The sequence below is a fragment of the Nocardia sp. NPDC058518 genome, assembly GCF_042719655.1.
Taxonomy (GTDB): domain Bacteria; phylum Actinomycetota; class Actinomycetes; order Mycobacteriales; family Mycobacteriaceae; genus Nocardia.
Genome location: NZ_JBHXNJ010000011.1, coordinates 1 through 20,230 on the forward strand (window position 1 = coordinate 1; position 20,230 = coordinate 20,230).

At 67.2% G+C, this 20,230-nt stretch carries 20 protein-coding genes; 4 read left to right on the forward strand and 16 right to left on the reverse strand.

All coding sequences use genetic code 11. The features are described from left to right. Positions 1-122: 122 nt before the first annotated feature. Positions 123-1,574 carry a bifunctional ADP-dependent NAD(P)H-hydrate dehydratase/NAD(P)H-hydrate epimerase gene (locus tag ACFWPX_RS19785; protein ID WP_378928628.1) on the reverse strand — a complete coding sequence of 484 codons (1,452 nt, stop codon included), beginning with the start codon at positions 1,572-1,574 and terminating at the stop codon, positions 123-125. 70 nt (positions 1,575-1,644) lie between these two features. Here ACFWPX_RS19785 and ACFWPX_RS19790 point away from each other — a divergent pair, with 70 nt between their 5' ends. Next, a complete protein-coding gene (locus tag ACFWPX_RS19790; RefSeq protein ID WP_378918940.1) occupies positions 1,645-2,070 on the forward strand; it encodes a plastocyanin/azurin family copper-binding protein in 426 nt (141 codons plus the stop codon). Positions 2,071-2,105: 35 nt separating this feature from the next. Here ACFWPX_RS19790 and glmS read toward each other — a convergent pair whose 3' ends face one another. After that, a complete protein-coding gene (gene glmS / locus ACFWPX_RS19795; protein ID WP_378928629.1) occupies positions 2,106-3,986 on the reverse strand; it encodes a glutamine--fructose-6-phosphate transaminase (isomerizing) in 1,881 nt (626 codons plus the stop codon). A 36-nt stretch (positions 3,987-4,022) separates the two neighbouring features. On the opposite strand from glmS, the gene ACFWPX_RS19800 reads away from it, so the two are divergent. After that, positions 4,023-4,877 (forward strand): dienelactone hydrolase family protein, encoded by an 855-nt coding sequence (locus tag ACFWPX_RS19800; protein ID WP_378928630.1) that lies wholly within the window; start codon positions 4,023-4,025, stop codon positions 4,875-4,877. Positions 4,878-4,890: 13 nt separating this feature from the next. On the opposite strand, the gene ACFWPX_RS19805 is transcribed toward ACFWPX_RS19800, so the two are convergent. From ACFWPX_RS19805 to ACFWPX_RS19830, 6 genes are all read right to left on the reverse strand, one after another. Beyond that, on the reverse strand, positions 4,891-6,069 hold the full coding sequence (locus ACFWPX_RS19805) for a serine/threonine-protein kinase (RefSeq protein WP_378928631.1): 1,179 nt from the start codon (positions 6,067-6,069) through the stop codon (positions 4,891-4,893). 166 nt (positions 6,070-6,235) lie between these two features. Next, on the reverse strand, positions 6,236-6,592 hold the full coding sequence (locus ACFWPX_RS19810) for a hypothetical protein (RefSeq protein ID WP_378928632.1): 357 nt from the start codon (positions 6,590-6,592) through the stop codon (positions 6,236-6,238). Positions 6,593-6,623: 31 nt separating this feature from the next. Next, positions 6,624-8,189 (reverse strand): hypothetical protein, encoded by a 1,566-nt coding sequence (locus ACFWPX_RS19815; RefSeq protein ID WP_378928633.1) that lies wholly within the window; start codon positions 8,187-8,189, stop codon positions 6,624-6,626. A 28-nt stretch (positions 8,190-8,217) separates the two neighbouring features. Continuing rightward, entirely contained in the window at positions 8,218-8,673 is a 456-nt protein-coding gene (locus ACFWPX_RS19820; RefSeq protein ID WP_378928634.1) for a hypothetical protein, read from the reverse strand. 17 nt (positions 8,674-8,690) lie between these two features. After that, the gene (locus ACFWPX_RS19825; RefSeq protein WP_378918953.1) at positions 8,691-8,999 is read right to left on the reverse strand and encodes a DUF6802 family protein; all 309 of its coding nucleotides are present in this window, start codon (positions 8,997-8,999) and stop codon (positions 8,691-8,693) included. 91 nt (positions 9,000-9,090) lie between these two features. Next, positions 9,091-9,282, reverse strand: a complete 192-nt coding sequence (locus tag ACFWPX_RS19830) for a PspC domain-containing protein (RefSeq protein ID WP_378928635.1) — start codon at positions 9,280-9,282, stop codon at positions 9,091-9,093. 144 nt (positions 9,283-9,426) lie between these two features. On the opposite strand from ACFWPX_RS19830, the gene ACFWPX_RS19835 reads away from it, so the two are divergent. After that, the gene (locus tag ACFWPX_RS19835; RefSeq protein WP_378928636.1) at positions 9,427-11,067 is read left to right on the forward strand and encodes an ABC-F family ATP-binding cassette domain-containing protein; all 1,641 of its coding nucleotides are present in this window, start codon (positions 9,427-9,429) and stop codon (positions 11,065-11,067) included. A 57-nt stretch (positions 11,068-11,124) separates the two neighbouring features. Here ACFWPX_RS19835 and ACFWPX_RS19840 read toward each other — a convergent pair whose 3' ends face one another. Next, complete coding sequence (locus tag ACFWPX_RS19840) at positions 11,125-12,558, reverse strand: RNA-guided endonuclease InsQ/TnpB family protein (protein ID WP_378928637.1); 1,434 nt, start codon at positions 12,556-12,558, stop codon at positions 11,125-11,127. Between the two features lie 68 nt (positions 12,559-12,626). Here ACFWPX_RS19840 and ACFWPX_RS19845 point away from each other — a divergent pair, with 68 nt between their 5' ends. Beyond that, complete coding sequence (locus ACFWPX_RS19845) at positions 12,627-13,058, forward strand: hypothetical protein (protein ID WP_378928735.1); 432 nt, start codon at positions 12,627-12,629, stop codon at positions 13,056-13,058. On the opposite strand, the gene ACFWPX_RS19850 is transcribed toward ACFWPX_RS19845, so the two are convergent. From ACFWPX_RS19850 to ACFWPX_RS19880, 7 genes are all read right to left on the reverse strand, one after another. Beyond that, a complete protein-coding gene (locus ACFWPX_RS19850; protein ID WP_378928638.1) occupies positions 13,055-13,417 on the reverse strand; it encodes a hypothetical protein in 363 nt (120 codons plus the stop codon). The genes ACFWPX_RS19845 and ACFWPX_RS19850 overlap by 4 nt on opposite strands. Before the next feature lie 132 nt (positions 13,418-13,549). Continuing rightward, positions 13,550-14,887, reverse strand: coding sequence for a phosphoglucosamine mutase (gene glmM / locus ACFWPX_RS19855; protein WP_378928639.1), 1,338 nt, complete (start codon positions 14,885-14,887; stop codon positions 13,550-13,552). A gap of 141 nt (positions 14,888-15,028) precedes the next feature. After that, on the reverse strand, positions 15,029-15,553 hold the full coding sequence (rpsI, locus tag ACFWPX_RS19860) for a 30S ribosomal protein S9 (protein WP_266296589.1): 525 nt from the start codon (positions 15,551-15,553) through the stop codon (positions 15,029-15,031). Beyond that, a complete protein-coding gene (gene rplM / locus ACFWPX_RS19865; RefSeq protein WP_194825954.1) occupies positions 15,550-15,993 on the reverse strand; it encodes a 50S ribosomal protein L13 in 444 nt (147 codons plus the stop codon). Before rplM ends, rpsI begins: the two co-directional genes overlap by 4 nt. Before the next feature lie 226 nt (positions 15,994-16,219). Next, entirely contained in the window at positions 16,220-17,560 is a 1,341-nt protein-coding gene (locus ACFWPX_RS19870; RefSeq protein ID WP_378928640.1) for a hypothetical protein, read from the reverse strand. Next, a complete protein-coding gene (locus ACFWPX_RS19875; protein ID WP_378918971.1) occupies positions 17,557-17,709 on the reverse strand; it encodes a hypothetical protein in 153 nt (50 codons plus the stop codon). The genes ACFWPX_RS19870 and ACFWPX_RS19875 overlap by 4 nt, the downstream gene beginning before the upstream one ends. Further along, entirely contained in the window at positions 17,706-20,228 is a 2,523-nt protein-coding gene (locus ACFWPX_RS19880) for an ATP-binding cassette domain-containing protein (RefSeq protein WP_378928641.1), read from the reverse strand. The genes ACFWPX_RS19875 and ACFWPX_RS19880 overlap by 4 nt, the downstream gene beginning before the upstream one ends. Between the last annotated feature and the right edge of the window lie 2 nt (positions 20,229-20,230).

Genomic DNA, 20,230 nt, shown 5'->3' on the forward strand with positions numbered 1-20,230 from the left:
GGTTAGGCGCCGCGGAGATGCGACGAAGGAGCGATTCCGCGGCGCCTAACCGGCGGCCCCTCGGGGCCGCGGACACGCGCGCGCCAGCGCGCCAATAAACACAGCGTCAAACCTGCCTGGGACTACCAGGCCTCTGATCCCCCACCGACCTCCCGCAACACCCGCACCGCCCCCCGAACATGCCCGAGCAAAGGCGTAGCAGAAATAGGCGCCCCCGCATCCCACCCCTCATAAGCAGCCAAGTTAGCCGCCAGAGCATGCACCCGAGCCCCCGCAGCAGCAGCCCACCCCGGCTCCCGCCCCGCAGCAAGCAACGCCCCGATAACCCCCGACAACACATCCCCCGACCCCGCAGTAGCAGCCCAATCCCCACCCGCGTCATTCACAAATGCCGCTTCCCCCGGCGAGGCAACAACCGTCGCCCGCCCCTTCAACAGCACAGTCACCCCCCACTCCTCAGCCAGCTGACGCACCGCCCCCACCCGATCAGCCCCCACCACCGCACCGGTCAACCGCGCGAATTCCCCCGCATGCGGCGTAAGCACCGTCGGAGCCGAGCGCCCGCGAACCAGCCCGGGCTCAGTGGAAAGAATCGTCAACCCATCCGCATCGACAAGCACCGGCAGATCAGTAGCAAGCACCTCGGCCAACCGATCCCGCGCCCCCGGATCGGTACCCCCGCCCGGCCCGAACACCCAAGCCTGCACCCGCCCCGCCTCCGAAATCGAAGTACTGGCAACAACTTCCGGAAACTTCTCCAACACCTCGGTATCAGTCCCCACATACCGAACCAGCCCCGAAGTAGCCACCACCGCCGCCCCCGTACACAGCACCCCAGCCCCCGGATACTTCGAACTCCCCGCACAAACTCCCGTCACCCCCTGGCTGTATTTGTCATCAGCAGGCCCCGGAACCGGCCAACCAGCCCCCACCGCCCCCGGATCGAGCTGCACCAGCCCAGCTTCCGCAAGCTCTAACCCGATCGGCACCAATACAATTCGCCCACAGTGCGGCACAGCCAGTGCATGCACCGGCTTGAAGGCCCCGAACGCGACCGTCACATCCGCCGTCACCGCGGGCCCGTCCACCGCCCCCGTATCGGGATCAACCCCACTGGGCAGATCAGCCGCGATGATCGGAACATTCAAAGCAGCAACAATTTCCGCAGCCTCGGGCCGCAACGGACCACGCCCGGAAATCCCCACGATCCCATCGATCACCAGATCAACAGCATCGAGCCGATCGACCACCCGTCCCCCAGCCGCCCGCAAGGCAGCAAGCCCCTCCCCATGAGCCCGTTCAGGATTCAACAGGACGGCCGATACCCGAACCCCTCGCCGCCGCAGAAAGGCCCCCGCCCACAACGCATCCCCACCGTTGTCCCCCGACCCCACAAGCAACCCCACCGCCCGACCGGCCACTCCACCGGTCCGCGAACGCAATTCGTCGACAACCACCCCCGTCAGCCCGAAAGCCGCCCGCCGCATCGGCATTCCCGCAGGCACCCGCGTGAACAGCTCGGCTTCCGCCGCCCGAACCTCGTCGACGGTGTAGTAGCCACGCCGATCCGACATAGTCGCCTCCCAGCTGCCCGAACGGGCCGCCGACCGGCCCAGGATCGCTCGCAGACTACGCTCCACACCCATGTCGATGGTTCGTCACCGCGCCGCATCCGCCCGGTTTGTCGCCGGATTCGTCGTGGCCGCCGCCCTGTTGTCCGCCGGCTGTTCCGGCGACTCGGGAAACGCCGCCACCACCACAACCCGCAAACCCCGCCCGGTCAGCACCTCGACCACCACCCAACAACACGCACCGACCAACCTCACGGTCGAGGTCGGCGGCATGGAATACGCCCCCGCCGACGCCACCATCAAGGTCGGCGAGACGGTCACCTGGAAGTTCTCCGACAAGGTCCCGCACAACGTGCAGGGCATCGGCGACAAGGCGATGGGCCTCAACAGCCCCATCATCGACAAGGGCGAATGGTCCTACACCTTCACCCAGCCCGGCACCTACCGCTACATGTGCACCCTGCACCCGGACATGCGCGGCAGCATCACGGTCAAGTGACCCGGCCGGCCGCGCGACGAGGCCGGCACGCAGCCTTATTCGACGGTGACCGACTTGGCCAGGTTGCGTGGCTTGTCCACGTCGTAGCCCAGCGTCTGCGCCACCTCGGCGGCGAAGATCTGCAGCGGCACTGTGGACAGCAGCGGCTGGTACAGCGTGGGCGCGGCCGGGATCTCGATCAGGTCGTCGGCGAAGGGCCGCACCGTGCCGTCGCCCTCTTCGGCGATCACGATCGTGCGGGCCCCGCGCGCCTGGATCTCGCGAATGTTGCTGAGCAGCTTGGAATGCAGCACCGCGCGCCCCTTCGGCGACGGCATCACCACGATCACCGGCAGACCTTCTTCGATCAGCGCGATCGGCCCGTGCTTGAGCTCGCCCGCGGCGAACCCCTCGGCGTGCATGTAGGCCAGTTCCTTGAGCTTGAGCGCGCCTTCCAGCGCCACCGGGTAGCCCACATGGCGGCCGAGGAACAGCACCGTCGGCACGTGCGCCAGCTCGCGCGCGATGGCCCGCACCTGCGGCGCGGTTTCGAGCACCCGGGCGATCAGCTTCGGCATCGACTCGAGCTCGGCGAACTCGCGAGCCACCTCGTCGGGGTATTTGGTCCCGCGTGCCTGGGCCAGCGCCAGACCCACCAGATAGTTGGCGGCCACCTGCGCCAGGAACGCCTTGGTCGACGCGACACCGATCTCGGGCCCGGTCCGCGTGTAGATCACCGCGTCGGATTCGCGCGGGATCTGCGCCCCGTTGGTGTTGCAGATCGCCAGCACCCGGGCCTTCTGCTCCTTGGCGTGGCGCACCGCCTCGAGGGTGTCCGCGGTTTCACCGGACTGCGAGATCGCCACCACCAGCGTCGACCGGTCGAGAACCGGGTCGCGGTAACGGAATTCGCTGGCCAGCTCCACTTCCACGGGCACCCGGGTCCAGTGCTCGATCGCGTACTTGGCGAGCAGTCCCGAGTGATACGAACTGCCACACGCGACGACGAACACCTTGTCGAACTCGCGCAGCTCCTGATCGGCGAGGCGCTGTTCGTCCAGGACGATCCGGCCGCCCTTCTCGTCGACGACGAAATGACCGAGCAGAGTGTCGGCGACCGCGGTGGGCTGCTCTTCGATCTCCTTGAGCATGAAGTAGTCGTGGCCGCCCTTCTCGGCGGCGGCGAGGTCCCAGTCGATGGTGAACGGCCTGCTGAGGACACCGTCGGTGTTGCCCGCGAAGTCGGTGACGCTGTAGCCGTCCTTGGTGATCACCACGGCCTGGTTCTGGCCGAGCTCGACCGCCTCGCGAGTGTGCTCGATGAACGCGGTGACATCGGAGGCGATGAACATCTCGCCCTCGCCGACCCCGACGACCAGCGGCGTCGACCGGCGGGCCGCGACGATCGTGCCGGGATGATCGGCATGAGTGAACACCAGCGTGAACGCGCCTTCGAGACGCCGCAGCACGGCCAGCGCGCTCGCGGTGAAGTCACCGGCGGTCGGTCCTTCGGCGTAGGCGCGCGAAACCAGGTGCACCGCGACCTCGGTATCGGTGTCGCTGAGCAGCTCCACGCCCGCGTCCTCGAGCTCGCGGCGCAGCGGTGCGAAGTTCTCGATGATGCCGTTGTGGACGACGGCGAGCTTGGCGGAGACGTCGCGGTGTGGGTGCGCGTTGCGGTCGGTCGGCGCGCCGTGGGTGGCCCAGCGGGTGTGGCCCATGCCGGTCGACCCGGCGAAACGCTCGGTCCCCGCCTCGCCCAGTTCGGCTTCCAGATTGGCCAGCCGCCCGGCCTTACGTTCGACCGCGATAGCGCCGTTTCCGTCGAGGATCGCGACCCCCGCCGAGTCGTATCCGCGATACTCCATGCGTCGCAGCGCGTCGACGACAACGCCGAGCGCATCCCGGTATCCGACGTACCCCACGATTCCGCACATGGTCCCCCACCCTACTGATCGGATACTCTTCTCGCCGTGTCGGTGTCTGCAAAATCGCTCCTGAGCACCCTGTCCGTGCGCGGCCCCCACCGGGTGCTGCGTGGGAATTTAGGGATCGCAGGTCAGCCGGGTGTGGTGTACACGCCCGAGTCCGGACTGAACCTGCCCGCTGTCGCGTTCGCGCACGGCTGGCTGACCAGCGCCGAGAACTACAAGAGCCTGCTCGAGCACATCGCGTCGTGGGGTTTCGTGGTCGCCGCGCCCGACACCGAGCGCGGCCCGATCCCGTCACATCTGGACCTCGGCACCGACTTGCTCACCACGCTCGACATCGTCAGCAAGGTCCGTCTCGGTGACGGCACCATCAGCGTCCACCCAGACCGCCTTGCCCTCGCGGGCCACGGCATGGGAGCCGGTGCCGCCGTGATCGCCGCAGCTCAACGCCGGGTAGCCGCCGTAGTCGCGCTCTTCCCGGCCCCCACCTCCCCCGCCGCTGAGAACATCGCCCCCGACATCGACACGCGCGCCCTGATCCTGACCGGCGACGACCTCGACTCGGTCAGCTCCAACGCCCGCGCCCTCGCCACCGCTTGGTCGGGCCCGTCGATCCTGCGCACCATCAGCGGCGCCTCCCACAACGGCATCATCGAAGGCCGCCGCCTCTTCGCCGCCCTCGGCGCGGGCCGCTACGAACACAAAACCGACAAGACCACCCGAGCCCTGGTCACCGGCTACCTCCTCGCCACCCTCATGGCCGACAAGAAGTACGCGGTCTTCGCCGACCCGGAAGCCGAGATCCCCCATACGAAGGTGGTCGACCCGCACGCCGAGGTAGAGGTCGAGGCGCCGAAGCTGTCCATCGGCACGGTCGCCAAACTGATCCGCGGCTAGAAATCCGCGTCACCTACCAGTTGGTGATGTCGGTGAAGACCAGGACGAACAGCACGGCAAGCACTGCCACGTAGACCAAGGCCAAGATCTGCCGTCGTTGTAGCGGCGGTTCATGATCCGGGAGGCCGGGCGCGCCGACGTCGTGCTGCGCAGTCATCGCGACCCACCCCGGCCTGCCTTTGACGACAGGCGGCCGAACGGGCCCGGAGTCGACTGCCGCACGATCGACCACGGCGACCGCCGTCGTCATCGCGGGTCGCGGCGCCGTATCCGGCAGGAGTGCAACAGGACCGAGCGCCACCGGCACGGGCTCGACCGATCGGTGCGCACCCGCTGACACCTCGGTCGCGGCCCCCGGACTCGACATGTCGCCCGGCACCTCGAACGCGCGCCGCACCGCGTCCACGAACTCCCCGCAGGAAGCGAACCTGTCAGCCGGACGCTTGGCCATCGCCCTGGCCAGCACCGCATCCAACGCCAACGGCAAGTCCGGCCGGAGGCGCACGATCGATGGCGGCGGCGCGGACATATGCGACTGGATCACCATCACCGGGTTCGCCGCGCTGAAGGGCGCCGTGCCCGTCAGCATCGCGAAAAAGGTACAGGCCAGCGAGTATTGGTCGCATCGGGGATCGAGCGCCGATGCCGCCAGCTGTTCGGGAGACGCGAACGCCAGGGTGGCGGTGAACGATCCGGTGCGCGTGAGCGGACTCTGATCGACACGCAGACGCGCGATTCCGAAATCGGCGAGCAGCACTCGCTCCGGCAGCCCGTGCACCGATTCGCCGAGCAGGATGTTGCCGGGCTTGATGTCACGGTGTAGCACGCCGTGTGTATGCGCGAAATCGAGTGCGGTGGCAACCTCGGACACCACCCGCACCGCCCGCATCGGCTCGAACACCCCGACCGCGGCCGCGTCGGCCCCCCGCACGTACTGCATCGCGATCCAGGGCCGATTCCCCGCCACCCCGCGGTCGTACACCGCGACGATGTTCGGATGGTCGAGCCGTGCGGCGAGATCAGCCTCCCGCTGAAACCGCGCCTGCACCTCCACGTCCCCGAACATGTTCTCATCCAGCAACTTCAACGCCACCGACCGAGGCAACCGAGGATGCCGGGCCAGATACACCGTCCCCATCCCACCCTGCCCGAGCACCCGCTCAACCGCATACCCGGCAACGAACTCGACCATAGCCACCCCTACCCACGTGTCGGCGGCGCCATCCTATCCAACAATGGCGCCCACCGCCGGGTGCCGAATCCGCACTGCTCGAGCGCCGATCCGACCGGAAGCCGGGCGCCCTGTCGCTCCGGCTTCCCGCGCGACGCCACCCCGGATCCGGCGCCGCGCCGTGGACTCAGACCAACCAGCTCTTGCGCTGGTAATACTCCGCTTCGGGATCGTCGTCGTCATAAGGCGCGACTACATCGTTCGCACGGCGAGCTGCCGCCGCTCGAGCAATGGCGTCGCGCTGCTCCTGCGCCTCGGCTTCGAGGCGGTCGAGCTCTGCCTGGCGCTGTTCGGCCGCCACCCTCGCCTTCTCGTCCTCCTCGGCCTGCGCGAGCACCCGTTCCAGACCGGCGGCCCTGCGTTCGGCATGGTCGCGGTCTCGGTCGGCGGTCGCGCGATTGATCTCGTCGAGTTCCTGATGCAGGATCCGCGTGCGTCGCGCGTGCTCGCCGAAGATCTGTTCGAGTTCCATGGCGTAGTTCATGGGCGGGGCTCCTCAACGGATGAGCGGACGATCACAGCGGGCCCGCCTCTGCCAGAACGGCACCGGTGTCGACCGGTTCTTCGGTGTCACCGGCAGGCAGCGGCTGCGAGTAGTGCTCGCCGTCGTCTTCGCGCTTGGTGGCACCCGACATGCCCGGCATGCTCGAGGCGGGCGTGCCGCCCTGCTCGGCGGTTCCTGAGCCGGAGCTCGGCGTGCCATCACCGACGACGCCTTCGGTCGCCGAGTCGTCGCCGGTCGCTTCACCGTCGCCAGCCGCTTCACCGTCGCCGATGGGTTCGCCACTCTCGGTCGTGATGACCGGCTGTCCGTCGGCGCCGATCGTCATGCCGTACTCGGTGGACTGGCCGTCGGCGCCGGTGACGACCATCTTCAGGTTGCCGTCCTCGCCCATCTCGACCTTGACATTGTTACCGGCCACGTCGAACTCCGCGGATTTGCCATCGACGACGTCCGGCACCCCGTCGCCGTCGGCATCCTGGAACACGGATTCGAGCTGCCCGACCGCGTTCTCGATACCTTCGGTGATCGTGGACGTGATGGTGTCCATGTTCTCGCTGAGCGTGCTGGCAGCTGTCGTCAACAGCTCCGTGGCGGCCTCGGTGACAGTGCTGACGATCTCGCTGATCGTGTCGTCGGTCGTCGTGGACGGCGTTGTCGTTGTGGGCGTTGTCGTCGTCGGTGTTGTAGTGGTCGGCGTCGTTGTCGTAGCCGGCGTTGTCGTGGTCGGCGTGGTGCCGGCGGGAGTGGTGCCCGCGGGAGTGGTCCCGTCGGCGGTGACAGTGCCTGCCGGCCGCGGGTACGCCCCGCTGTCCAGCGCGTTGGTCGCCGTCGTCAGTACCCCGTACGCCAGTTTGACGGTGTCATCGGTGTTCGAGCACAGAGAGAGGAAGTTCGTCAGCTTGCCGTCGAAGTCCGGTTTGAAGACATCCTTCAACCACGCTTCGGATTGCTGTTTGTCGTATGCCGTCTTCGCGGAATAGGCGGAACCCAAGCCGGGGATGACCGACGCGACGACACCGACGCCGATCGTCCCGACATCCCAAATATCAGTTTCCTCGATCATCCGGTCGATGTCGGCGACGGTCTTTCCCCCGACCAACACCTGATTACCAGTGACCAGGGCCTTGACCCAGTCTTTCTTAGTGGTGACCAGCCCACGCAATTTGGTCGTTGCGGTGGCGAACGCTTCCACCGCCGTGGTCAGCTTCGCGCGGTCCTCAGTAGCCAGCGTCAGCTGTTGCCCGAGCATCGTCGATGCGGCCTCCGCGGCAGAGCCGCTGCTCCACACCGTCGACATCTTCTGCGAAAGCCCCTGCTGCACACCCCATTGCGTATCGGAGACCTGCAGAGCGTTGTACAAGGCTTCGGCGGTGTCGGCCAGCTTGTCCAGATTCATACCGCGCTGTTCGTCGTACTTGTCGCAGATCTGGGCTTCGGTGTGGCTGCACTTCTCGAACGCCTTGATGTACATGGGGAGCAGCTGGATGAAATATTGCAGCCCCGATGCACCGTCGTCGAGGAGCGAATCGACGTTCTGTCCGCGTATGCCCTCTACGGGGCTGTTCAACACCGTCATCGGCCGACTCTCACGTGTCCTTCGTCGCTCACTTCAGTGCCTGCCCGGCCTTGTCGGTCTGCTTCTTGTTCTCGTCGTCGGTGTTGGAGTACGCGATCGACGAAGCACCGATCGCATCGCCGATGGCTGTCGTGGCCGAGCTCCAGTTGTTCAGCCACGCGATCGCCACATCGATGCCGGCCGTGACGGTCTTTCCCTCGGCGACGTAGTTCTTTCCCGCGTCTCCGGAGCCGAACTTGTTGTCGGAGATGCGCTTCACGGTGTCCTTGACCGCGCCGCCCGACATCTTCATGTCGTTGCCCAACTGCCCGAGCTCACCTGTCTGCACGCCCAGTGTGTTCGAGTACCCCATTACGTCCCCTCCGTTCCGGATCCCGTTGCCGTCCCCCACCGTCCGGAAGACTCCCTGTCTTCTTAGACGCGCCAAGACCCGGATCGGTTCCACGATCACACGACGAATGCCGCTGTGCTCGGATTCGATCACAGCGGCACCCTCGTGCGCTACTTCTCCAGGTTCCCCTGATCGGTCCGCCGCCACTCCGACGTGCCGTCGGGATGGCGGTGGTACTCCCAGGCGGCGTAGTCGCCGTCTTCCTCGACGACGGTGACGTGGTCGGCGAGACCGTCGTGGTCGTAGTCGGACCAGATGCTGGTCGAGTCGGTGTCGCTGGTGGAGAGGGAGTCGACGACGCCGTCGTGGTCGAGGTCGAGGGATGGGTTGTTCAGCTCGACGGGGCCGAGGCCGCCCAGGGACGAGTGGGCGTCGATGTCGGGTAGGCCGAGGCCGGGGAACTCACCCGAGGTGACCATGACTGCTCCTCCAACGGGAAACTCGCGGATGACGACGTGGCGGGGTTGCCACCATCTTGTCATCCGCGAGCGGGTGCCGCGGGGTTCGGGGCTACTTCTTGGGAATGAGGATCCACATCGCCAGGTAGATCAGGAACTGGGGGCCGGGCAGCAGGCAGGAGACGACGAAGACCAGGCGGACGATGTTGGGGTTCCAGCCGTAGCGTTCGGCGAGGCCACCGCAGACGCCTGCGATCCACTTGTTGCTGGTCGAACGGGTGAGGCGGCGGGCGGGGGCGGTCATGTTGTTGCCTTCCTGTGGAGCGGTGATGTCTCCACTGTGCCCGCGCGGCACCCCCACCCGCATCGGTCCACAGACCCATCCGCACCCTGATTTCGACAGGCCCCGACCTCAGGGTCAGACCCCGAGACGGGCACAATTGTCGAGGTGAGCACGACATTGCACGCCAGCGGCCTGTCCGCGGGGCACGCCGAACGGACCCTGTTCGCCGACCTCGATTTCACTCTCGCCCCCGGCGATGTGATCGGGTTGGTCGGGGTGAACGGTGCGGGCAAGTCGACGCTGCTGCGGATGCTGGCCGAGCGGGAGCCGGGCGAGGGCACCATCGCGCTGAGCCCGCCCGACGCGACCGTCGGCTACCTGACGCAGGAACCGGAGCGCATCGCGGGCGAGACGGTGCTCGAGTTCCTTTCGCGCCGAACCGGGGTCGCGCACGCCCAGCAGGTGATGGACGCGGCAGCGGAACGGCTGGGCGACGGTGGTGACGACGATTACTCACCCGCGCTGGAACATTGGCTGGCACTCGGCGGCGCGGATCTCGATCAGCGCGCCGAAGAGGTCGCCGCGGATCTGGGGCTGACCAACGGCTTGGCCAGTGGGCTCGACACCCCGATGACGGGCCTGTCCGGCGGGCAGGCGGCTCGTGCGGGGTTGGCCTCGGTGCTGTTGTCGCGCTTCGACATTCTGCTACTCGACGAGCCGACCAACGACCTCGACCTCGACGGCCTCGACCGGCTGGAACGGTTCGTCACCGGCGTGCGGGTGCCGCTGATGGTGATCAGCCACGATCGGGAGTTCTTGGCGCGCACCGTCAACAGCGTCCTCGAACTCGATCTGGCTCAGCAGCAGACAGGCTTCTACGACGGCGGCTACGACGCCTACCTCGCCGAACGCGAGATCGCCCGCAAGCACGCCCGCGAGGCCTACGACGAATTCGCCGACACCAAAGCGGGTTTGGAGTCGCGCGCGCAGATGCAGCGCAACTGGCTCGAGCACGGCGTGCGCAATGCCCGCCGCAAGGGCAAGAACGACTCCGACAAGATGGGCCGCAAGACCCGCGCGGAATCCACCGAGAAGCAGGCCGCCAAGGCCCGCCAGACCCAGCGCCGCATCGAACGCCTCGACGTGGTCGACGAGCCGCGCAAGGAATGGGAACTGCGGATGGAGATCGCGACCGCGCCCCGCAGCGGCGCGGTCGTCGCGACAGCCAACAACGCCACCCTCGCACGCGGCGAGTTCACCCTCGGCCCGATCACCACCCAGATCGACTGGGCCGACCGGATCGTGCTCACCGGCGCCAACGGCTCGGGCAAGTCGACCCTGCTCGGACTGCTGCTCGGCAAGATCGCACCCGATTCCGGTTCCGCCGCACTGGGTTCCGGTGTCGAGATCGGCGAGGTCGACCAGGCCCGCGGGCTGTTCCGCGGTAAGGACGCGCTGGCCGGTACCTTCGCCGCGGCGATGCCCGACTGGCCCGACGCCGAAGTCCGCACGCTGCTGGCCAAGTTCGGCCTGCGCGGACCGCACGTGACCCGCGCCTGCGACACCCTCTCCCCCGGCGAACGCACCCGCGCCGCCCTCGCCCTGCTCCAGGCACGCGGGGTGAACCTGCTCGTCCTCGACGAGCCGACCAACCACCTCGACCTGCCCGCCATCGAACAGCTCGAGCAGGCGGTCGAATCCTTCACCGGCACTCTGATTCTGGTAACGCACGATCGCCGGATGCTGGATTCTGTTCGTGCGACCCGTCGTTGGCACATGTCCGGTGGACTACTCACCGAGGAATAAAGCATGCCTGGAAACCTCGATTGTTTTCAGGCACCGCCCTTCTCGGGCGTCGTCGGTTCACGCCATGAATGCGGCGCAAACGTCGGTTCCCGCGTCAACCGGGACGGTTTCACCGACACCCACAAGGTGTCGGTCAGCGCCTTCCCGTCGGCGGACATTGTTTACCCGGCCTCCTGCTCGGGGGTCCGGGGATCGTGAAGAGTCCTGTTCAATCGTCGGCCACAGCGCAAGATTGATTGCCGCGTTGTGGTCACGGTCAGCACGAAACCCGCACCCACAAAAGAACACTCGATCCGCCAACGACAAGGATTGATTGACCGTGCCGCAGGCAGAGCAGCGTTTGCTCGACGGATACCAACGATCCGCGACCGCGATGGTGCCACCACGCCATTCCTGTTTGTAGGCCAGGATCCGGGCGAAGTCGGCCCATCCTGCATCGCTGATCGCGCGTGCCAACCGATGGTTGCCGAGCATCCCCGTCACGTTCAGGTTTTCGATCACGAACCGGTCGTGGGTTTTGACCAGCCTGTTTGTGACCTGATGTGCGAAGTGACGGCGAATGTTCGCGACTCGATGATGGTGACGTCCCAGCCTTACCGATGCCTGTCGATGGTTGTGTGATCCTCTCTGTTTCCGCGACACCGACTTCGCCAGGCGGCGTTGCCGGGCCAACTCGGTCGCCAAGGGTTGAGGAGCGGTATCGATACGGGCGACTTCGGTCCCGTCAGCGGTCGCGGCGACCGCGAAAACGGTCAGTCCGCGGTCGATCCCGACCCACCCACCTGCCTCGCCGCGTTCCCGTGGCCGATGATGGTGGGCCGGGTGCAGTTCGTATGCTTCAGTGGTCAGGCTGATCCACCACCGTCGCGCCCGGTAGGAGATTGCGACAAAGAGAACCTTCGCCCGTCCTTTGGTGAGCATCCGCCGCAATCGGCGCGTGTCCTCACGCACCCGGAGCACACCGATCCCAGGCAACGTCACCGACCGGGCGTTCTCGTTGTCGCCGACCCGGATCGCCACCCTTCCGGATTTCGCCTGCTTGTTCCGAATCCGAAACGACGGAACAGTTTTGGTCTTCTTCTTGAATCTGGGAAACCCGACACGCTTACCCATGCGTTTGCCGCTTCTGGAGTCCGAGAACGCGGCCAGAGCACGACCGCAGTCGCTGGCCGCTTCTTCGAAGACTTGCTGACACACCTCGGTACGCCACGCCAACCCGGTTACCCGAACTTCTGTAGCCCCGTCCATGCCGACGACGAAGACCCGCCCAGCAGCTTCTGTCTTCTTCCAGGCGTTGAACGCATTGATCAGATCGAACCGGGTCCACGGCACAGGATGTTCTGGGCGGGTTTTGCGTATAGTGAGCGCAGTTTTCACGAAACGCAAGCTTTGGTTGAACGCGAACCGGGCCGCCCCTGCATGACGGGCCAGCACGACGGACTGCTCGACCGTGGGGTCGAGGCAGTACCGGAAAGTCGTGTGGCGGCTCATCATCGACGAGTGTGACAGAAGGCACTGACATCACTGTGAACGAACCGTCCGGCGTTGCCGCTATCCGCATGTTCTCAGATGCCCTCTTAGGCATCGACACCCGGATCACCCTGCTCATCACCGGATTCATCTTCCTGAGCGCCTTGCTGCTCGGGGTCTGGAAGTACCACGGCATCCGGGTCGCCGGGGCGGCACACATCTACGTCGACATCGCCCACCGCGCCGCGCTGATGTACTCCTTCGCGGGGATCCTGCTCGCGGTGTTCACCGAGCTCAGCGCCTGGCCGACGATCGTCAACCTGACAGCTGACCTGGTCGTGCTCGCGTTCTTCGTCGGCGCGATCGCCAGTTACGCCCTGCACGGGCTGCGCCGCGACACCACCAACCAGTTCGGCGGGCAGGTCCCCACCGAACTACGGCTGTCGATGTACGGGCTGATCGCGGGCGAGATCGGTGGTTTCGGAGTGCTGTTCAGCGGTTTCGTCGCCGGGCAGTTCTAGAACGACCGCACCACAACAGGTTCGCCTGCACCGAACAGCGAAATATCGGAGCCGAGCTTGGCCCCGATCAGTCCGGCACCGAGGGTGACACCGAGCACGGCGACCACCGCGATGAACGATCGCGAGCGTGGCACCCGTGGCGCCGCGAACGAGTGTGCGCGTGGTGCCTCGGCAACGTGCTCATACGCGGACTGGCCGTAGCCTTCGTCGCGGATCGGCACCGTGGGCGAATACCCTTGCGGCACTTCGCGGCAGCCCGGTCGTCCACAGGCGCCACCACAGCGGTGCGGCTGGTCGGCTTCGCCGTACTCGTACGGGTACTGATCTTGATAGTTGCGGGCAGGCAGCGGCGGAACCATGATCGGCCCCCTTCGAATCGTGCTGCGCGCCAAAATAACCGCCTGCGCCGAGCAGCACACACGCGCCACGGGCACACAGGTCCTTACGGCGTCTCTCGATACTAGTTGTCCCGGACCCGACCCGCCAGACGACTAGACCGCGGCGACCTGCTTCGCCAGATCATCGGCCAGCTGACGCGCCTGCACCGGATCGGTGGCCTCCACCATCACCCGCACCAACTGCTCGGTCCCGCTGGGCCGCAACAGAACCCGCCCGGACTCCCCCAGGATCCGCTCCGCCTCGGCGACCGCCTCACGCACCTCGGGAGCCGCCGCGACGGCAGCCTTGTCCGACACCGCGACGTTCACCAGCACCTGCGGCACCGTGGTCATCACCGAAGCCAGCGAGGCCAGCGAGGACCGGGTCTGCGCCATCCGCGCCATCAATCGCAGGCCGGTGAGCACCCCGTCGCCGGTGGTGCCGAACCGTGGGAACACCACGTGCCCGGACTGTTCCCCACCCAGGCTGAACCCACCGCGCCGCAGTTCCTCGAGCACGTACCGGTCGCCGACAGCGGCGGTGATCACGGTGATCTCGGCGGCGCGCATCGCGATGTGCAGGCCGAGGTTGCTCATCACGGTCGCGACGAGCGTGTTGTCGACCAGCTCGCCCGCGTCACGCATCGCCAGCGCGAGTACGGCCATGATCGCGTCACCGTCGACGATCTCGCCCGCGGCGTCCACCGCGAGACAACGATCGGCGTCACCGTCGAGCGCGATGCCGAGGTCGGCACCGTGTTCGAGAACCGCGCGCCGCACATTGTCCAGATGCGTCGAACCGCAACCGTCATTGATGTTGAGCCCGTTGGGTTCGGCGTTGATCGCGATCACCGTCGCGCCCGCCTCCCGGTACACCTGCGGCGCCACCTCGGCGGCCGCACCGTGCGCGCAGTCGACAACGACGGTCAGCGCGGACAGGTCCTGCGCGGTGGATTCGAGCAGATGCTCGACATAGCGTTCGTGCGTGCCCTCGACGGTGTAGTCGCCACGGACCCGGCCGATGCCCGCGCCGGTCGGGCGCACGGTGACGCCTTCGGCGATCAGGGCTTCGATCCGTGCCTCGATGGCGTCGTCGAGCTTGTGCCCGCCCGCCGCGAAGATCTTGATGCCGTTGTCGGGCATGGGGTTGTGCGAGGCGGAGATCATCACGCCGAAGCACGCGTCGTACAGGCCGGTCAGATAGGCCACGGCCGGGGTGGGCAGCACGCCCACCGAGAGGACATCGACGCCGACGGAGGTCAGGCCCGCGGTCACCGCGGCCTCGAGCATCTCGCCGCTGGCGCGGGGATCGCGACCGAGCACCGCGACCGGGCGCTTCTTGCCGCGCGAGAGCACCTGCGCTGCCGCAGCCGCGACGCGCATCGCCAGTTCCGGGCTCAGCGACTCGTTGGCGAGCCCGCGAACACCGTCTGTGCCGAACAGCCGTCCCATAAACCCTCTACCCGTCGATGGTCTGTTTACAGCACGAGAGCAGGCGACCAGCCGTGCTGGAAGCCTGCTCTCGCACACGTGCTCCGCCGACCGTACCGTCTCAACCAAAGTAAGCGAAGACGGCGGTCGACAGGGCCTGAATCAGCGCTTCGAGTACTGAGGCGCCTTACGGGCCTTCTTCAGGCCGTACTTCTTACGCTCGGTGGCACGCGGGTCACGCGTCAGGAAGCCGGCACGCTTGAGGGCGGGACGGTCGTCCGGGGTGACCACGATCAGCGCGCGGGCGATAGCCAGACGCAGGGCGCCTGCCTGACCCGACGGGCCGCCACCGACCAGGCGAGCGAAGATGTCGAAGTTCTCGACACGCTCGACCAGAACCAGCGGGGACTTCACGAGCTGCTGGTGCACCTTGTTCGGGAAGTAATCCTCGATGGTGCGGCCGTTGAGCTCGAAGTTGCCCGAACCGGGCACCATGCGAACGCGAACGACGGCTTCCTTACGGCGGCCGACGGTCTGCACCGGGCGGTCGAGGCCGAGCGGCTCGAAAGCCAGCTCTTCTTCGACGTATTCGCCTTCGGCGTAGCCTTCGCCGTCTTCGACGATCTCGACGACGACCTCATCGGTCACGTCGAACTCTTCGGCTGCGAACTCTTCAGGAGCGGTCACTGGGCCACCTGCTTGATCTCGAACGGAACCGGCTGCTGCGCGGCGTGGGGGTGGTTCGGGCCTGCGTAGACCTTCAGCTTGCCCGCGATCGCGTTACCCAGCTTGTTCTTCGGGATCATGCCCTTGACGGCCTTCTCCACGAGACGATCGGGACGGGTCGCCAACACCTCGCCGACAGTGCGCGACTTGAGGCCGCCCGGGTGTCCGCTGTGGTGGTGGATGAGCTTGTCCTGCTTCTTGTTGCCGGAGATGGCAACCTTCTCCGCGTTGATGATGATGACGAAGTCGCCACCATCGACGTGGGGTGCGTAGGTCGGCTTGCCCTTGCCGCGCAGCAGGCCAGCGGCCTGCACGGCGAGACGGCCGAGGACTACGTCAGTGGCGTCGATGACGTACCACTTGCGGGTCACGTCACCCGCCTTGGGGCTGTACGTAGGCACAGTCGTTCCCTGTCTGTCGTCGGTGTTGCCGGCCCTGATGTGTGGATCGAGGCTGTCCTGGCGGCCGGTGGAGACCCAGGACATCGAGGTGACGCCGACCCGCGAACGGTTCGACGTTCCACACGCCAACCGGCAACGATACCAGCCACGCATCACCGACCCACAATCGGGCGATGCCCGATCACGATCGACGAGGACACGATGGATCGGCGACCGGGTGGTGGCGCTAGATCACTACCGGCGGTCCGGGATCGGTCGCCCGCGCCGGGCCTGGGATGAGGTAGCGCAGGGTGTCGATACCGGGGGTGACGCAGGCGCCGTCGTCGACGAGCTCACCGCGCGCGGTCGCGATGCCCGCGCGCGGGACCGTGTTCGTGTACGGGGTGAACGCGCAGCTCACCTGTTCGGCGGCCGTGGCGACGGCGGGATCGGGCTGGAACGCGACCAGCGCCAGCGCGCCGACCACGGCCGGTGCGCCGAAGAAGCCCTTCTTCACCTTGCCGAGCAGTTTGCCGCGGCGGTCCTCGTCGTCATCGTCGTGCTCGAGCGCGTGCCGCGGCGAACCACCGGGCCTCGGCGGCTGCGCGCCAGGCGGACCGGCGACGAACCCAGCGGGCCCCGGCGGCTGCGCGGCGGGCGGCGCCGCGGGCTGGGCACCCCATCCGACCTGCGCGGCGGCCGCCTGGCCGGGATGATTCGGCTCCGGGTAGTCGTCTTCTTCATCGAGGTCGGGCTCGGTGACCAGCAGATGAGCGGCACCGAGTACCAGCGCGTGCATCGGATGGTCGGCCACGTGCAGACGCTGGCCGAGGTGGTTCTGGAAGGCGAAGCGCAGCGCGTCGTTGAAACAGACATTGCCCGCCAGCAGCACCGTCGAGGTGTCGGCGCCGATCGAGCGGGCCGCGGCCATCGCCTCGATCACCACGTTGTCGGCCGTGCGGGCATCACGCAGCGCCTCGGCGCTGACCGCGACCTCCGTCGATTCGGTCGGCTGTTCGTCGTCGCCGTGCACCGCGACCACCAGCAGCGCGCGACCGTCGGAGTAGATCCCGGTGGCGCCGACGCCGGTGTGATGGCGCTCGCTGGGCGGGGAGACCAGGCCGAGCGCGCGCACATAGCCCGAGAGCGCGACGCTTTCCGGCAGTGGTTCCACGACCACGTCGAGCTGCTCGACGAGCGCCGCGTACACGTCGACCTTGTCCTCGGGCCAGCTGTCCGGATACGGCAACGCGACCACCTGCGGCTTGCCCTGCAGATGCTTGCCGATCGCCGCGAGCGGGTTGTAGAGCCGGGCCCGGAAGACGAGCTCGGCCGGCCAGGTGGCGCCTGCGATCACGATCTGCGGATGGCCGAGGATGTCGCGCACATCGGCGATCGCCATCCCTAGATCCGGTCGCTGCCGGTCGACACCGGCGGTGTGCAACCTGCCCGCGGCATCGGCGAGCAGGTAGGCGGGCGGGGTGTAGGTGCCCTCGACCTGTACCGGGCGGACCGGGGTCGCACCGCCACCCGCGGCCACGGACACCACGTCCCACCCCAGATGTAGGGCCCCAACTCGAACGGTCACAGGATCAAGTGTGCCCGGTCGGCGACAGACACGCGCATCTTGCCCACCGAAATGGTGCTGACCTCGCCGATCATGCTGGGTTCATCGAGGCATGCTCGGGCGCCCTGCGTGGTTACGCGAGCTGCCGCCTCCGGGCGCTGACCGCTCATGCCTGTGACTTCTTCAGCCGCAGGCGGCTCCAGGTGAGCAACGCGATGATCGAGGTGATCACGATGAGCATCACGATGTCGAGAATCCAGATCCCGATCGAGTGGGTCCACAGTGAGTCCTCCTGCGTGCCGAGGACCAGCTCCTTCAAGTCCACCGTCGACGCACCCGCCGCGTAACCCCAGCGCGAGGGGAACAGGTACGACACCTGCTCGAGGCCGACCCGGTCGGTCACCGGGATCAGGCCACCGGCCATCACCAGCTGCACCATGATCATGACCACGAGCATGGGCATGACCTGCTCGTTGGACTTGGCCAGGCTCGACATCAGCAGGCCGAACACCACACAGCACACCGCCGTCATCGCGATGTCGAAATACAGCTCGACGCTGCCGCTCGGGATCAGCGAACCTTCGCCCGGCGCCTTCTTGCCGACGAACGTGATGCCGATCAGCACCGCCGACTGCAGGAACGCGGTCACGCTGAACACGACGATCTTGGCCATCAGGTACGCCGACGGCAGCAGGCCGACAGCGCGTTCCCGCAGGAAGATCGACCGTTCGCCGACCAGATCACGCACCGTGAGCGTGGCGCCCATGAAGCACGCGCCGAGGATGAGCACCACCAGCAGCTGCTGCGCCTCACCGCCGCTGGCCCGCCCGAACGAACCATCGGGCAGCTGCACCAGCGGCGCCGCCGTGAACCCGTCGCTACCCGGCACCACCAGCGACAACGCGCCGAGGATGAACGGCAGCACCACCAGGAACGCCAGATACCCGCGGTCGGCGAAGATCAGCCGCAGCTGTCTTCGGATCAGCGTCGAGAACTGACGCATCCCGTTCGACTGCGGCGGCGCGCCCACATTGCCGCGGTTCGGTTGCGCGGGCGGCGGTGGCGGCACATACGCCTGCCTGGACCGATACTTCGCGAAGGCCTGATCGGGATTGGCCGCGACCTCGGCGAAGATCTCCGCCCAGTCGCTGGTCCCCATCGCCGCACCGACACCACCCGGATGACCGGCGAAAGCCGTCTTACCACCGGGCGCGAGCAGCACCACCTGATCACACATATCCAGGCAGGCGACCGAGTGCGTCACCACGATCACCACGCGACCGGCGTCGGCCAGCTCGCGCAGCATCTGCATGACCTGCCGATCCAGCGCCGGGTCGAGGCCCGAGGTGGGCTCGTCGAGGATCAGCAGCGACGGACCGGTGAGCAGCTCCATCGCCACCGACGCGCGCTTGCGCTGACCACCGGAGAGCCGGTCCACCCGGGTGTCGGCATGCTGGGTGAGCGAAAGCTCTTGCAGCACACCGTCGATCACCTTCTGCCGGTCGGCCTTGGTGGTATCGGGCGGCAGCCGCAGCTCGGCGGCGAAGCCGAGCGCCTGGCGGACGGTGAGCTGACGGTGCAGCACGTCGTCCTGCGGCACCATGCCGATGCGCGAACGCAGCGCCTCGTACTCGGCGTGCAGGTTGCGACCCTCGAAGGTCACCACACCGCCGGAGGGCTGGGTATTGCCCGCGATCAGCTTCGACAGCGTCGACTTGCCCGCGCCCGACGGTCCGATCAGCGCGGTCAGCGTTCCCCGCCCCGCCGTCATGTTCACATCGACGAGCAGCTGCTTGTTGTTCTCGACCGTGAACCCGACCCCGTGCACCGACAGCCCCTGCTCGGCGACCGGCTTCTGCCGATGCGCCAGCGCGCCCTGGGTGACGACGAAGTCGATATTGCCGATGGTGACGATGTCGCGCTCGTGCAGCACCGAGCGCTGCTGGCGGTGACCGTTGACGAAGGTGCCGTTGGCCGACCCGAGGTCCTCGATCACCAGGCCCTCGGGCGAGGACAGCAGCTTCGCGTGCGCGCGCGAGGCCAGCGGATCGTTCACCACGATCTGGTTGTCCGAGGTGCGGCCGATGCTCAGGCCACCGGGCGGAATCCGGTCACCACGCGCGACCGGTTCGGTCGAGGCGGCCTTGCGGACCGGCGGCAGCATCGACGAATCGGCGCGGCGGGTCATATTGATGTTGTCCTGCGGCTGCGCGGGCAGCTGCGAGGTGGGCACGTATTGCGGTTGCTGTTGTTGCGGGCGCGAGGGCGGCTGGAAACCGGGTCGCTGCTGCTGCGGACGTGGCTGTTGCTGGTGCGGCTGTTGCTGGTGCGGCTGCGAAGGCGGCGCGACCATGGTCGCCGCGTGGCGCGCCCCAGGCGCCGCGGGGACCAGGTGCAGCAGCGGCCCGGTGATCGCGTCACCCAGGCGTACCTGGGTGGGCCGGTCGATCGATACGGGCTGGTTCAGCCTGCGCGCGTCGACGAAGACGCCGTTCGTGCTTCCGTTGTCGGCGAGTACCCAGGCGCCGTTGCTGAATCGCAGAGTGGCGTGCACACGCGAGACCAGCGGGCTGTCCACGAACAGGGTGACCTCGGGCGCGCGGCCCATGGTGATCTGCTGACTCGCTTCGAAGACTCGTTCGGTTCCATCATGGCGCACGGTGATGGTCTGCGCCCCCGGTGAAGACATGG

What these genes read in the sequence shown, in the direction of transcription:
- glmM (WP_378928639.1), bottom strand. Translation starts at nt 14,887, where the DNA reads ATGGGACGGCTGTTCGGCACAGACGGTGTTCGCGGGCTCGCCAACGAG.
- ACFWPX_RS19850 (WP_378928638.1), bottom strand. Translation starts at nt 13,417, where the DNA reads ATGGTTCCGCCGCTGCCTGCCCGCAACTATCAAGATCAGTACCCGTAC.
- ACFWPX_RS19840 (WP_378928637.1), bottom strand. Translation starts at nt 12,558, where the DNA reads ATGAGCCGCCACACGACTTTCCGGTACTGCCTCGACCCCACGGTCGAG.
- ACFWPX_RS19790 (WP_378918940.1), top strand. Translation starts at nt 1,645, where the DNA reads ATGTCGATGGTTCGTCACCGCGCCGCATCCGCCCGGTTTGTCGCCGGA.
- ACFWPX_RS19815 (WP_378928633.1), bottom strand. Translation starts at nt 8,189, where the DNA reads ATGACGGTGTTGAACAGCCCCGTAGAGGGCATACGCGGACAGAACGTC.
- ACFWPX_RS19785 (WP_378928628.1), bottom strand. Translation starts at nt 1,574, where the DNA reads ATGTCGGATCGGCGTGGCTACTACACCGTCGACGAGGTTCGGGCGGCG.
- ACFWPX_RS19825 (WP_378918953.1), bottom strand. Translation starts at nt 8,999, where the DNA reads ATGGTCACCTCGGGTGAGTTCCCCGGCCTCGGCCTACCCGACATCGAC.
- ACFWPX_RS19830 (WP_378928635.1), bottom strand. Translation starts at nt 9,282, where the DNA reads ATGACCGCCCCCGCCCGCCGCCTCACCCGTTCGACCAGCAACAAGTGG.
- ACFWPX_RS19810 (WP_378928632.1), bottom strand. Translation starts at nt 6,592, where the DNA reads ATGAACTACGCCATGGAACTCGAACAGATCTTCGGCGAGCACGCGCGA.
- ACFWPX_RS19805 (WP_378928631.1), bottom strand. Translation starts at nt 6,069, where the DNA reads ATGGTCGAGTTCGTTGCCGGGTATGCGGTTGAGCGGGTGCTCGGGCAG.
- ACFWPX_RS19845 (WP_378928735.1), top strand. Translation starts at nt 12,627, where the DNA reads ATGTTCTCAGATGCCCTCTTAGGCATCGACACCCGGATCACCCTGCTC.
- ACFWPX_RS19875 (WP_378918971.1), bottom strand. Translation starts at nt 17,709, where the DNA reads ATGAGCGGTCAGCGCCCGGAGGCGGCAGCTCGCGTAACCACGCAGGGC.
- ACFWPX_RS19880 (WP_378928641.1), bottom strand. Translation starts at nt 20,228, where the DNA reads ATGTCTTCACCGGGGGCGCAGACCATCACCGTGCGCCATGATGGAACC.
- glmS (WP_378928629.1), bottom strand. Translation starts at nt 3,986, where the DNA reads ATGTGCGGAATCGTGGGGTACGTCGGATACCGGGATGCGCTCGGCGTT.